The organism is Natronolimnobius baerhuensis, from assembly GCF_002177135.1.
Classification (GTDB): Archaea; Halobacteriota; Halobacteria; order Halobacteriales; family Natrialbaceae; genus Natronolimnobius; species Natronolimnobius baerhuensis.
In genome coordinates this window covers 152531-165238 of sequence record NZ_MWPH01000004.1, presented here as the reverse complement: position 1 = coordinate 165238, position 12708 = coordinate 152531, and the positions used below count along the sequence as shown (strand labels likewise).

10 protein-coding genes are annotated in these 12708 nt (G+C 59.9%); 3 read left to right on the top strand and 7 right to left on the bottom strand.

Going from position 1 to position 12708, the window contains the following annotated elements:
* Positions 1-97 precede the first annotated feature (97 nt).
* The gene (locus B2G88_RS17050; protein ID WP_087715567.1) at positions 98-1621 is read right to left on the bottom strand and encodes a hypothetical protein; all 1524 of its coding nucleotides are present in this window, start codon (positions 1619-1621) and stop codon (positions 98-100) included.
* A gap of 686 nt (positions 1622-2307) precedes the next feature.
* On the opposite strand from B2G88_RS17050, the gene B2G88_RS19985 reads away from it, so the two are divergent.
* A complete protein-coding gene (locus tag B2G88_RS19985) occupies positions 2308-2820 on the top strand; it encodes a hypothetical protein (RefSeq protein ID WP_054862365.1) in 513 nt (170 codons plus the stop codon).
* Between the two features lie 119 nt (positions 2821-2939).
* On the opposite strand, the gene larC is transcribed toward B2G88_RS19985, so the two are convergent.
* Complete coding sequence (gene larC / locus B2G88_RS17040; RefSeq protein ID WP_087715487.1) at positions 2940-4352, bottom strand: nickel pincer cofactor biosynthesis protein LarC; 1413 nt, start codon at positions 4350-4352, stop codon at positions 2940-2942.
* Positions 4353-4548: 196 nt separating this feature from the next.
* On the opposite strand from larC, the gene B2G88_RS17035 reads away from it, so the two are divergent.
* Together B2G88_RS17035 and B2G88_RS17030 are read left to right on the top strand one after the other, a co-directional pair.
* On the top strand, positions 4549-6780 hold the full coding sequence (locus B2G88_RS17035; RefSeq protein WP_087715486.1) for a CDC48 family AAA ATPase: 2232 nt from the start codon (positions 4549-4551) through the stop codon (positions 6778-6780).
* 319 nt (positions 6781-7099) lie between these two features.
* Complete coding sequence (locus B2G88_RS17030) at positions 7100-7381, top strand: hypothetical protein (protein WP_176393281.1); 282 nt, start codon at positions 7100-7102, stop codon at positions 7379-7381.
* A 77-nt stretch (positions 7382-7458) separates the two neighbouring features.
* Here B2G88_RS17030 and B2G88_RS17025 read toward each other — a convergent pair whose 3' ends face one another.
* The 5 genes from B2G88_RS17025 to B2G88_RS17005 form a co-directional block, all read right to left on the bottom strand.
* The gene (locus B2G88_RS17025; RefSeq protein WP_087715485.1) at positions 7459-7821 is read right to left on the bottom strand and encodes a DUF7344 domain-containing protein; all 363 of its coding nucleotides are present in this window, start codon (positions 7819-7821) and stop codon (positions 7459-7461) included.
* 148 nt (positions 7822-7969) lie between these two features.
* A complete protein-coding gene (locus B2G88_RS17020) occupies positions 7970-9376 on the bottom strand; it encodes an ABC transporter ATP-binding protein (protein WP_087715484.1) in 1407 nt (468 codons plus the stop codon).
* Positions 9373-10707 (bottom strand): ABC transporter ATP-binding protein, encoded by a 1335-nt coding sequence (locus B2G88_RS17015; protein WP_054861825.1) that lies wholly within the window; start codon positions 10705-10707, stop codon positions 9373-9375. Before B2G88_RS17015 ends, B2G88_RS17020 begins: the two co-directional genes overlap by 4 nt.
* On the bottom strand, positions 10704-11699 hold the full coding sequence (locus B2G88_RS17010; RefSeq protein WP_087715483.1) for an ABC transporter permease: 996 nt from the start codon (positions 11697-11699) through the stop codon (positions 10704-10706). Before B2G88_RS17010 ends, B2G88_RS17015 begins: the two co-directional genes overlap by 4 nt.
* Positions 11696-12685 (bottom strand): ABC transporter permease, encoded by a 990-nt coding sequence (locus B2G88_RS17005; protein WP_054861826.1) that lies wholly within the window; start codon positions 12683-12685, stop codon positions 11696-11698. Before B2G88_RS17005 ends, B2G88_RS17010 begins: the two co-directional genes overlap by 4 nt.
* Positions 12686-12708: the final 23 nt, after the last annotated feature.

Here is a 12708-nt window from a genome sequence, read left to right as displayed (position 1 = left end):
TCAGGACTCCTGACACTCGTAGGTTCGATGGCGTTCCCACTCACCGGTCACAGACACTGCACCGATAAAAACAAAGGAAAACGCCGATTAGTCGTCGTTAGACTGCAGCCCAGACGTTCGTCGAGGCGACCGCACTGTACTGGATGTTTTCGTTCTCCTGCATCGTCACCTGTGCGGAGTCAGCGCTGCCGCCATCATCAGCAAGGGCGATGGCAGCCTGCTGTTCGTTGATGTTCTCTTGGGCAACGAACTGGATCTGCTGGATCTGTGCGCTTGCTTCCTGTTCGACGTCGTTGGTCTGGTTCGCATCAGCGTCGAACGCGACTCCTGGGGCACCGTCCATGGCGTCACCGCCGAGCATCACACTCGTCGTGTCCGAGGTGATGACGCTGTCGTGTGCGTAGGCGGGGCCGGCGTAGACGTTCAGCGCGTCAGCGTAGCCGACCTGGCTGTTGACGTTGGTCTGGTGGGACCACTGGACCGCAGTGGCATCACTGCCGTTGGTTGCGAGTGCCATTGCGGAACTCTGGAGGTTGACGTTCATCTGCTCGACTTCCTGGGCCTGTGCAACCTCGGAGGTTGCTGACTGTGCCGAGCCGTCGTCTTTCTTGTGCTCTTTGTCTTTGTCGTCGTCCTTCTTATCGTCCGCGTGCTTGTCGTCGTGGTGCTTGTCGTCTGCGAGATTACCCATCGCCGTTGCGGCTTCATCCATCGCACCGTCATCGTCGATGCCGGCCGTGGCAACGCTCATGCCGGTCATCATCTCGAGGATGTTCGTGCTGTCGGCGGTGGCGATCTGGTCGTTGAAGTTGGTCTGGTCGGTCAGCTGAATCGCCGTTGCGGTGCTGTTGTCACCGACTGCGATGGCGACGGCGCTGTCCTGTTCGTTGTAGTTCGTCTGGTCGAGGGCTTGTTCCTGTGTGACCGTCGCATCAGCGGACTGATCGCTGAAGTCACCAGCGCCCTGGTAGACGTTCGTCGCGTTCGCTGCACCGTGTTGGAGGTTCTGGTTGGACTGCTGTGACTGCTGGAGTGCAATCGCGTCACTGCCGTTTTCTGCGAGTGCGAACGCGGTGCTCTGTTCGTTGTAGTTGAGCTGGCCGACGACCTGGCTCTGGGTTACAACGGTGTCAGCACTCTGGTCAGCGTCGATGTCTGCTTTGTCGCCTTTCTTGTCGGCGATGCCCCAGCCATCGAACTGCTGGCCGTTGCCGTTACCGATGACGACGTTGACGGTGCCAACGTCCTCGAATGCAGTCTCCTGAATTTGGACGTTCTGTGCGGCCGCGTCAGCAAACTGTTCGTTGTCGTTGTACTGGTTTGCTTGCTGGATCGCGGTTGCTTCACCGCCGTCGATGGCAATCGACGTCGCGTTGTTCTGCTGGTTGATATTCACCTGCTCGACGTTCTGGTACTGGTTGACTTCCGAATCCGCTTCACCAGCCGCGTGTGCTTCGATGTACTCGTCTAAGGTCTGATCGCCGAGATCAGCACCAAAGACGAGATACAGTTCTTCACCGTTCTCGAGTGCGTGAACGCTTGCATCGTCGGAAACAGTTTCGCCCGCGGCCGCAGCCGGTGCACCGGCTGCGATCATCGATAGGGCGACTATACACGCCATAAGTACTGTCGTATACCGTGAACGTATCGTCGTTGTGTCGCTCATGAGTTGATTGATTCGTGCCGTGAGAGTCGTTTCTTTTTGCATCTCTCCGGCGTGAACCATCCTATCTCGATAACCACCTTTGTTATCGGTCAGTTGTCCTGTCGATGCAGCCGCCTACCGAACAGAAGGCAGTGGTTTACGGCCCGAAGGCAGTGGCTTCGCGCTGTATTCTTTGTTGCGAAACAATCCAGTAGCGGACTCCAACGTCCCAGATACCGCGCTTGGTGGGAACTGACCACACTCGAGTAGCCAACGAACTGAACTATTTCGGAGTCCAATCGACTCATTCCGTGTGAAAGCGTTCGCGCTGGTCGCAGCTACACAAGATTTCGCCTGAGAGTGTGTCACAGACTCTCGTTTTCTGAATGCTGTCTCCGGAAATGGACAGTGTGAGACGGGTACCAGTCGGTTCTCGAGGACGTGTGGGTGAGAATACACGATGGTAGGTCTGGCTTCAGTGAGACAATCGGAGTATTCGGCGTGAAACCGTGGTCCGGGTTCAAGTGTGATACCCTGCAGAGTAGCGACTGGGCAACGCGTCACAGCGACACGGCAGATAGTGGACTGTCACGATCTGCCACTCGTCGGAGAGGGAGCAGTTCCCAGCCGTGTGTGTGATGCGTGCCTAGACCAACGCAACTATGAAACGAACATTCGCGATCACACTGACGGTAGCGATGATTGGTAGCCTCATGTTCATGGGGTTTGCAGGAACCGCTGCGGCGCAAAACGTCGATCCTGATGACTTCGGTTTCGACATCGACTTCGGTGACCAAGACACTGGTGACGCAGCGGCTGAGACTAATGTCAACGTCGACCAGAACAACAATAACGCACAGATTGGCGTCTCTGAAGCGACTTCCGGTGACGCAATCGCTGTGAGTGATGGTGGCGCTGGCGGCGGCGCGGTTGCCACTGGTGACCACTACAAGAACGGTGCAGAACAGCTGGCTTCCCCTGCTGACGCTGGCAGCGCAACCGCTGGCTCGTTCGCGTTCTCTGAAGTGAACCAAGCACAGGATGTCGCCCAGCAGAACAACGCTGACGTGAGCAACGTCACCACGACGGCTGACACGAGCGCCGATCAGTCGGTCGACTCGGAAATCGGCGATGATGTCGACATTAGTATCGACTTCGGTGACTTCGACGACTAACTCACTCGAACCACGCACTAACTGACGAGAATTTCTTCATTTTCGGAGTGTCGTACTCTCATTGAATCAGCAGTACACTCGAGAAGTGCGCTAATACTCCCTCGAGAGAATCGAACAACTCACTCCTGTACAAGCGATTCAGCCCGCTGAATCACGGTTCTGATCGGAACCCCGGCCTCGGCTGCAACCGCCTTCGCGTCGTCGTACTCCGCACTCACGTCGTACACCGCGCCCTCGCTGTCACGCGCGATTTTCACAGTGACGTCGTACGTTCCGCCCTCGAGTGCCACTTCCACTGTCTCGAACTCCCGGTGTGCGATCCATCGATGCGTTGCACCGGCATCTCGCACACCTAGGGTGCCGGTCTCTTCCGCCAGTGCGCGCGCGACACGTTCCCGGTCCGCCGGCTTGCAGATGACTTTCACCAGATGACCCGGCCGCGATTTCTTCATCGTCGCTGGCACAATTGAGACGTCCCGCGCGCCCGCGTCCGCGAGCGTCTCCTGTAGTCCACCCAGGACCTCCGGCGTCGCGTCGTCGAGGTTCGTCTCGAGGACGGCAATATCGTCTTTCACCAAGCCACCGCGCGCGCCGTCGTCCCCGACGAGTACGCGCAAGACGTTCGGATGCGGGTCGAGATCGTAGCCACCGGCACCGTAGCCTGAGGCGTCGACCTCGAGCGTCGGGAGCACCTCGACACCGTCTGCGACGTGGCCGAGGATCGCTGCGCCCGTCGGCGTTAGGAGTTCGGCCTCGACGGGACCACCGCGCAGTGACCACTCCGCGCGCTCGGCAATCTCGAGGACGGCGGGCGTCGGGACGGGAAACTCGCCGTGGGCCATCGAGGCCGTGCCGCCACCGGTGGCAAGCGGGGTTGTCACGACGCGATCCGGCTCGAGGTCATGGAGTAAGCGCACCGTGCCGACGATGTCCGCGATGGCGTCGTCCGCGCCGACCTCGTGGAAGTGAATGTCCTCGAGGGCTTCGCCGTGGACGCTGGCTTCGGCCTCGCCGAGCAGTTCGAAGATCGCGAGCACGTCGCGCTCGACGGGCTCGGGTAGGGCCATCCCCTCGACGATTGCACAGACCTCGAGATAGCTGCGCTGTGGGCCGTGGCCTTCGGCGTGGACGTGGTCGTGTTCGTGGCTGTGGCCTTCGTCGTCTGTGTGTTCGTGGCTGTGGCCTTCGTCGTCTGTGTGTTCGTGGCTGTGGCCTTCGTCGTCTGTGTGTTCGTGGCTGTGCCCTTCGTCACCATGCGCGTGTGGGTGTTCGTGCGCCTGATCGTGTGGCTCGGCTCCGTCATCGTGTTCGCTGCCGTCATGACCCGACGTTGCGTCGCTCGAGTCCGAGAACACTACGTCGACGGTCGTGGCCGAAATACCGCACTTACTCGTCTCGTCGATCCGGTACTCGATCTCGAGGGCGTCAGTAACGGGCTCGAGGACGGCGGAATCAGCGCCGGCATCGAGGAGCGCGGCGAGCAACATATCGCCGCTTGCGCCCATTCGGCCATCGAATGCGAGGACGTGCATAGTTACGTGGCGGGTGGGCACAGCCAAAAACCCATCTGTGCGAGCACACAGTGTTCTCACAAATTTACCGAACGCCGTCACATCTATGTATCTACCACGTGAACTTACGTGTGGTAGCAACTAGCACAACAGAGGCTAGCAAAAAACCTATCCGATTACGAATCGGAGTGACACACATCGCCGTCCATCTCGAATCATGAATGAAGTTCAACTGGAGGTTGCGAAGGCATACCCGAATGACTCGGGTCGTGGTATCGCCCGACTCGACCCGGACACGCTGTTGCATTTAAAGCTGAGTCCGGGCGACATCATCGAAATTGAAGGTGCAGACACCACTGCTGCGAAGGTCTGGCGGGCTGACCGGCAGGACTGGAACACGGATACCGTCCGCATTGACGGCTTTACCCGCCAGAACGCAGACGTCGGTATCGGAGAGCGAGTGACCATCCGCAAGGCCGAAGCGACGAAAGCGGATTCGCTCACACTGGCACCGCCCGAAGAGGCGTCCGTTCAGTTCGGCTCTGATGCCGCTGGCATGGTCAAACGCCAGATTCTCAAGCGGCCGGTCGTTGGCCGCGACATCGTGCCCGTCATGAGCTCGACGAACCATCCGTTCATGCGCTCGCCGGGCCAGGCCATCCCGCTGATCGCCGTTGAAACCGAACCCGAAGGCGTCGTCCTCATCACCGAGGACACCGACGTCGAACTCCGCGAGGAGCCGATCTCTGGCTTCGAGAAGACCGGAGGCGGGATCACCTACGAGGACATCGGCGGCTTACAGAGCGAGATCCAGCGCGTGCGCGAGATGGTCGAGTTGCCGATGAAACACCCCCAGATCTTCAAGAAACTGGGGATCGAGCCGCCACAGGGCGTGCTCTTACACGGCCCGCCGGGCACCGGGAAGACGCTGCTCGCGAAGGCCGTCGCGAACGAAACCTCGGCGAGTTTCTTCTCTATCGCCGGGCCGGAGATCATCTCGAAGTACTACGGCGAGTCCGAACAACAGCTCAGGGAAATCTTCGAAGATGCGAGCGAGGAGTCACCGGCGATCATCTTCATCGACGAACTCGACTCCATCGCGCCCAAACGCGAGGACGTCACCGGCGAAGTCGAACGTCGCGTCGTCGCCCAGTTGCTGACGATGATGGACGGCCTCGAGGCCAGAGGCCAGGTCATCGTCATCGCGGCGACGAACCGTGTCGACAGCGTCGATCCCGCACTGCGTCGCCCGGGCCGATTCGACCGTGAGATCGAAATCGGCGTGCCGGACGAGGTTGGCCGTGAGGAGATCCTGCAGATTCACACGCGCGGGATGCCACTCAGCGACGACGTTGCACTCTCGCATCTCGCTGATGAGACCCACGGCTTCGTCGGTGCGGACATCGAGTCCCTGACCAAGGAAGCCGCGATGAAGGCGCTGCGACGATACTTACCGGAGATCGACCTCGACGAGGAGGACATCCCGCCGAGCCTGATCGACCGGATGATCGTCAAGCGCGAGGACTTCAGCGGCGCGTTGAACGAGGTCGAACCCTCCGCGATGCGGGAAGTGCTCGTCGAGTTGCCCAAAATCTCGTGGGACGACGTCGGCGGGCTTCAGGATGCCAAAGATCAGGTCCAGGAGTCCGTCGAGTGGCCGCTGAACAGTCCCGAGCGGTTCAGTCGGCTGGGCATTGACCCACCGGCGGGCGTCTTGCTCTACGGCCCACCGGGCACCGGGAAGACGCTCATGGCGAAAGCGGTCGCCAACGAGACCAACGCGAACTTCATCTCGGTTCGCGGGCCACAGCTGCTCAGCAAGTGGGTCGGTGAATCGGAGAAAGCCATCCGACAGACCTTCCGCAAGGCGCGGCAGGTCTCGCCAACGGTGATCTTCTTTGACGAACTCGACGCACTCGCACCCGGCCGCGGCGGCGGCGAAAGCGGTTCGAACGTCTCCGAACGCGTTGTCAACCAGTTGCTGACGGAACTCGATGGCCTCGAGGAGATGGGCAATGTGATGGTCATCGGCGCGACCAACCGCCCGGACATGATCGACCCCGCACTGCTGCGCTCGGGTCGATTCGACCGGCTCGTCATGATCGGCGAACCCGATATCGACGGCCGCGAGCGGATCCTCGATATCCACACGGAGGATATGCCACTGGCCGCAGACGTCACGCTGCGTGAAATCGCCGAGATCACCGACGGCTACGTCGGCAGCGACCTCGAGTCGATCACGCGTGAGGCGGCAATCGAAGCCCTTCGTGAGGACGACACGGCGGATATCGTCGAGATGCGTCACTTCCGCCAGGCGATGGAGAACGTCCGACCGACGATCACCGACGACATTATGGACTACTACGACCGCATCGAAGAGGAGTTCCAGGGCGGGACGAGCGGGCCGGATCCGACGGGCCGACGCGGCAGTCGCATCGGCTTCCAGTAACACCCCCGCCGCTAGTTTCGGTGGACTCGATCCGAGTCTGTTTTCGCTGGTGTTCGGAATCGACGAGGGGAGGCCATTCTTGGTCGTCGGTTACTGCTCTTATCCGTGGTAAGCAGTGCTTACTGGCTGTGAAACTGTTTGCTATCCGTTCGATTTGCGAGGAAGCGGTCTTCGTGTGGCGTGTTCGCACGCGATGGGCACCAACAGGAGATTCCGGCACGAACCAGTACAGATTCGTCTGAATCGAGCACAATCGTCAAAAGCGTCGCATCGATATATGTGGGTACAGACGCTACTATGGCCATGCACAGGTGGTTCGATGTCAGACTCGTCGCCAACCCGTGATCGTCGATCCGGCTCCGTCCGGGAGTCGGTCGAAACAGGCACGCGAGGGGGACAAAAGCGACTCCTCGAGCGGACGGTCCCGGGAATTGCAGCGTCGATTCGAAAAGCGGGATTTTGGTCGGCAATTTTCCTGCCGATCTGTTATACGCCGATGTTGCTCTATGGGCTTTCAGCCACGTTTCACACGGTGTTATTCGTGTGTCTGCTCGGGATAAATCTGGTTGCGCTGTACGTTGGCCACGAGTATCGACGGTAAGAGTTACAAAAAGGGAATCGGAGACGAATCAGCCACCTATTCTTGATGGAGTACACTGACCGACTCGAGTCGTCGTGTTATAGCGCTGGTCGCGCGCGGATTTCCTGGACTTCTTCGGTCTGTTTGAACTGCTCGAGAAGGGGCTTGATGTCGTCGAAGCCCTCATCGAGGACGATATCGCCGCTTCGAAGGTCGTAGTCAACGATGTCGTAGTCAGCGAGTCGTGGCAGGTGGTTGTGAACGAGTGAGACGTAGACGCGCTGTCTGGTCTCTTTGTTGATGTCAGTGGCCTGCTGGTCGTACTCCCAGGCGGTGATCTGCGTAATGAGGTTCTCGATGTTGCCTTCCTGCGTCTCAGCAAGGAGGTACAGCAGGTATCGACGTTTCGATTCCGATAACAGGGAGCAGGCTGCCTCCATTCGAGTGGCGCTCGTCGTCATAGAAGACTCAACGGCACCTGTGGTAATACACCTGCTGCCAATACAGATAGGATTGGAAACCCGGAGAGTCAGTTTCGCTCATACCCGTTCGCGGCCGAATCGCCCGACTGCAACCAGACGGTTGTCACACGTTACCACCTTCAACCAGTCACTGTTGTGGCGGTGACTCGGACCGGTCGTCGGTATTCCGGGATGTATCGCCGTATAGGTGGCATGCGACAGGTTGGTTTGGTACTACATGCCCCTCGTTCGTCTCTGGAACACGGTGTTCTGGATTAGTGGTTTCACACACAGTTTCGTACTCACTGCGAAGTCGTTCTGCTGCCCGATCCCAGTCTTTCGTTGCCAGCGCCTCGAGTGCGTCACGTACACGCTTGTCGTGTGGCGCGGAAAGCGGTTGGTCGAGCAATCGTTCCTCGAGTGCAGCGACGAAGCCCGAAACCTCGCTCGCAGGAAGCGCGCCGTCTTCGAACGTAAACTGGTCGTCGCCGACGCTCTCGAGGGAGATGTCTTCGGTTTCGATCCGTTCGCGCAGGTCCATGATGGCGCGGAACTCGGACTGGTCGATCTCGACGTCTGCGGGTGGAATCACCTGCGGACAGCGGGTTCGGAACCGACAGCCACTCGGCGGGTTTCGCGGCGAGGGTACGTCACCCGAAATCGTCTGGCGATCACGCTCTCGCTCATCAGTCGATGCCCGTGGGACACTCTCGAGTAAGGCCTGCGTGTAGGGATGTTTTGGAGACTCGAAGATGTCTTTGGCGGGGCCAATCTCGACGATTTCGCCGAGATACATCACGGCAACGCGATCACAGACGTGGCGAATCACGGAGAGATCGTGACTGATCAGCAGGTAGGTGAGATCGAATTCATCTTGCAGGTCATTGAGCAGGTTTAGCACCTGTGCCTGCACCGAAACGTCGAGTGCCGAGGTTGGCTCGTCCAAGACGAGAAACTCCGGCTCGAGCGCGAGCGCCCTGGCAATGCCGATACGCTGGCGCTGCCCGCCGGAGAACTCGTGTGGATAGCGGTCGAGTTGGTCGGCCGAGAGACCGACGCGCTCGAGTAGGTCACGAACGCGCTCGCGGCGTTCGTCCTCGGTTCCCACGTTGTGTACGTCGAGTGGTTGTTGGACGGTGTCGCCAATCGTCATCCGCGGGTCGAGACTCGAGAAGGGGTCCTGAAAGACGACCTGAGCAGTCGTTCGGAACTCGGTAAGTTCCGACCCGGAGAGGTCGTACACGTTCTGTCCGTCGAAGTCGACGCGGCCGCCGGTGGGCTCTTGCAGTCGCAAGAGCGTTTCACCGGTCGTCGACTTCCCGCAGCCGGATTCGCCGACCAGCCCGAGCGTCTCGCCTTCGTAGATATCGAAACTGACGCCATCGACCGCACGGACGGCAACCGGGTCATCGCCCAGGAGTCGGTCGAGTAGCGAATCGTTCGCCCAGAAGTACTTCTCGAGGTTGTCGACGCGCAAGAGCGGGTCGTCGTGGTCGCCAGTGGCGGTCTGTGACTCGGTACTGCGTCCGTCAGCGTCGGGTGTGTCCGTACTCATCGTTGCTCACCGCCAGGGTTGTCGACTGCCTGCTGTGACCGGTCCTCGAGTGAGTCTGCGTCGGGATCTGTCGCATCCGGTTCGTTGTGTTTCTCTCCGGCTGGTCGCTCAGTCTCGCCAAAGTAGTCTTCAGGCAGTGCGCGTGCCTCGCTGTAGTCGGTCGCCGCGAGCACACAGCGAGCAGTATGGCTCTCGCTGCCGTCTGCATCGTACTCCGGTGGGTGCTCGAGACACTCCTCCATGGCCTTCGGGCAGCGATCAGCGAACTGACACCGTGGCTCCATCTCCGCGTCGATCAGGCTCGGGACGTTCCCCGGAATCGGCTGGAGACGGCCGCCTGCATCGTCTCGCGGCTCCGCCGCTTGACTGTCCGCAGCGGATCGCGCCGCGCCACCCTCGAGGTCGGGTATCGAGCCGAGCAGTCCCTCGGTGTAGGGATGGACCTGGTCGTCGAAGATATCCGAGAGCGTGCCGCGTTCGACGATTTCACCGGCGTACATCACGCCGACGCGGTCACACATCCGGGCGATGACGCCGAGGTTGTGCGTGATCAACAGGATGGTCATGCCGGTTTCTTCTTGCAGGTCATCGAGTAAGTCGAGTACCTGCGCCTGAATCGTCACGTCGAGTGCGGTCGTCGGTTCGTCGGCGATCAGGATGTCCGGTTCGCCCGCGAGCGCCTGTGCAATCATCGCCCGCTGGAGCATTCCGCCGGAGTACTCGTGTGGGTACTCCTCGGCCCGTTCAACGGGGTCGGGAATGCCGACCAACTCGAGCAACTCGATTGCGCGTTCGCGACTCTCTTTGGAGACGTAGCGCTGAGACGGCAACACCGTTGAGAGCAGGTAGTTGGTGAGCGAGTAGTCGTCGGTGCGTGCGCGTGTCGAGCGCGGCCGCGCGCTGGCACGGCGTTGGACTTCGACGGCTTCGGCGAGTTGCTCGCCGACCGTCAACGTCGAGTTGAAACTGCTTTCGGGGTCCTGAAAGATCATACTGAAGGAGGTCCCCCGCAGCGAGCGTCTGGCCTCGTCGGGGATGCGACGCAGGTCGACGAACTCGCCGTCGACTGCCTCAGGGTGGTCGTCTGCGACCGCCTCAGCGAAATCGGCGTTGCGGTACTCGACTGACCCAGCGGTGATCTCGCCTGGCGGCTCGATCAGGTCCATCACCGAGCGCGCCGTGACACTCTTCCCGCTGCCACTCTCGCCGACGATTCCGAAGACCTCGCCGCGGTCGATCTCGAGGTCGAAATCCGAGACCGCGTTGATCTGTCCATCTCCCGTGAAATAGCGCGTCGAAAGGTCGCGTACTCGTAGTATTGTCTCTGTCATCGTCCTTCACCCTCGATGTTCGGATCCAGTGCGTCACGGAGCCAGTCTCCCAGCAGGTTGACGCTGATTACAGCCAGTACGATACCAATCCCTGGCACCATCGACACCCAGGGTCGCTGCCGGAGTACGTCCTGTCCGCGCTCGATCTCGTAGCCCCACGACAGTGTCGTCCCCGAGAAGCCGAGATACGCAAGCGACGCCTCGAGCAGGATGATGGTCGCGACCTGGATCGATGCGAGGACGATGATCGGCGTGAGACTGTTCGGGAGGACGTGGCGCAACAAGATGGTCCGATGGCTCGTGCCGAAGCTGCGGGCGGCTTTGACGTACTCTTCGTTGCGAATCGACAGTGCTTCGCCGCGGGCGACCCGCGCGAACCACACCCAGGTGACAAGCGCAACGACGATGATGACGTTGCCCGGGACCGGAGTCGAGGCGGGCATCCCCTCCGCAAAGCCAGCCATGACGATGGGGTCCGGTATCTGTACCGGCGTCGTATCGAAGACGCCGATGAGCGCCAACGCGAGCACGAGCGCCGGGAACGCAAGCATCGTGTCCGCAACACGCATCAGACCGTCATCGACGCGGCCGCCGTAGTAGCCGGCGATCAAACCGACTGGAACGCCGACGGCCAACGCCAGCCCAGTGCCAATCAGGCCAACAAGCAACGAGACGCGAGCGCCATAGAGGAATCTCGAGAAGACGTCTTGCCCGACGTTGTTCGTCCCGAGGATATGGTCAGTGCTCGAGGTGACGGTAATTTCGCCGAATTCACCGTCAACAGCGACATCTGTGGTGTACTCCTGACCAAGTGGCGGATACTCTGCGCCCTGTTCGTCGAAGTAGCCCGTACGGGTTGGGTCGTGTGTCGCGAGTACGGGAGCGAAAAGCGACATAATGAGGATGACAACCAGTAAGAACAGTCCGATCTTGGGGAGGAGACTCTCCGAGAACGTCCGTGTCAGATTCGATTTGAGCCGGTCCGAAATCATTCGTCTCTCACCTGTGGGTTGAGATAGGCATACAGTCCGTCGACGACGATGTTGATCGTCACGAATCCAATGGCGATGAACACGATAATTCCCTGCATGAGCGGCCAGTCACGCGTGCCGAGCGCGTCGATCAGGCGCAATCCAAGACCGGGCCAGTTAAACACCGTTTCGGTGATCACGGCACCACCGATCAGTGTCCCCATCTGGAGACCGAGGACGGTAATAATGGGGATCATCGTGTTTCTGAGGACGTGTTTATATCGAACGAGCACGCCTGGCAGGCCTTTCGCTTTGCTCGCGGTGACGTACGGTTTCCCGAGTTCATCAACCATGCCACTCCGTGTCAGGCGTGTGATAAGCGCCGTAAAGTACGTTCCGAGCGTGATCGCAGGCAACGTGATGTAGTGCACCCAGGTAAACAGATCACCCGGTGAGCCGGTCTGGAACAGCGTCATCACCGCCGGCCCGAAGCCGACTGGCCGCCGTCCCGTCGGAAACAGCCCTGCCCAGACGCCAAGCAACAAGATCAGCATGAGTCCGAGCCAGAAGTTCGGTGTCGAGATGCCAAGCAACGAGAACATTGTCGCACCGTAATCTGCAGGCTCGTTCCGACGCGTCGCTGAAATAACGCCCAGCGGAATCGAAATGACGATAGCGACTATCGTCGCCGCAACAGCCAGTTCAATCGTTGCCGGAATCCGCTCGATGACCATCACTTCGACTTCTCTGTGCGAAATCCAGGAGTACCCGAAATCGCCAACGAGAATTCCCTGCAGGTAGTCGAAATACTGGACGTATATCGGCTCGTTCAATCCTTCCTGTTCGCGAACGTGCTCGATGAGTTCCCGTGTTGCACCCTCCCCGAGCATCAGGGTTGCCGGATCGCCGGGCGACACCGCCCGGAGCCCGAACATAATCGTAATTACTCCCCAAATGACGAATACACCCTGTAGTATCCGCCGAACGAGGAATTTCCCCATTGTCATGTGAATCTAACACCCATCGGTCG

Coding starts and splice junctions, on each gene's coding strand:
- B2G88_RS17015 (WP_054861825.1), bottom strand. CDS start 10,707: ATGACAGAGACAATACTACGAGTACGCGACCTTTCGACGCGCTATTTC.
- larC (WP_087715487.1), bottom strand. CDS start 4,352: ATGCACGTCCTCGCATTCGATGGCCGAATGGGCGCAAGCGGCGATATG.
- B2G88_RS19985 (WP_054862365.1), top strand. CDS start 2,308: ATGAAACGAACATTCGCGATCACACTGACGGTAGCGATGATTGGTAGC.
- B2G88_RS17030 (WP_176393281.1), top strand. CDS start 7,100: ATGTCAGACTCGTCGCCAACCCGTGATCGTCGATCCGGCTCCGTCCGG.
- B2G88_RS17005 (WP_054861826.1), bottom strand. CDS start 12,685: ATGACAATGGGGAAATTCCTCGTTCGGCGGATACTACAGGGTGTATTC.
- B2G88_RS17010 (WP_087715483.1), bottom strand. CDS start 11,699: ATGATTTCGGACCGGCTCAAATCGAATCTGACACGGACGTTCTCGGAG.
- B2G88_RS17050 (WP_087715567.1), bottom strand. CDS start 1,621: ATGGCGTGTATAGTCGCCCTATCGATGATCGCAGCCGGTGCACCGGCT.
- B2G88_RS17020 (WP_087715484.1), bottom strand. CDS start 9,376: ATGAGTACGGACACACCCGACGCTGACGGACGCAGTACCGAGTCACAG.
- B2G88_RS17035 (WP_087715486.1), top strand. CDS start 4,549: ATGAATGAAGTTCAACTGGAGGTTGCGAAGGCATACCCGAATGACTCG.
- B2G88_RS17025 (WP_087715485.1), bottom strand. CDS start 7,821: ATGACGACGAGCGCCACTCGAATGGAGGCAGCCTGCTCCCTGTTATCG.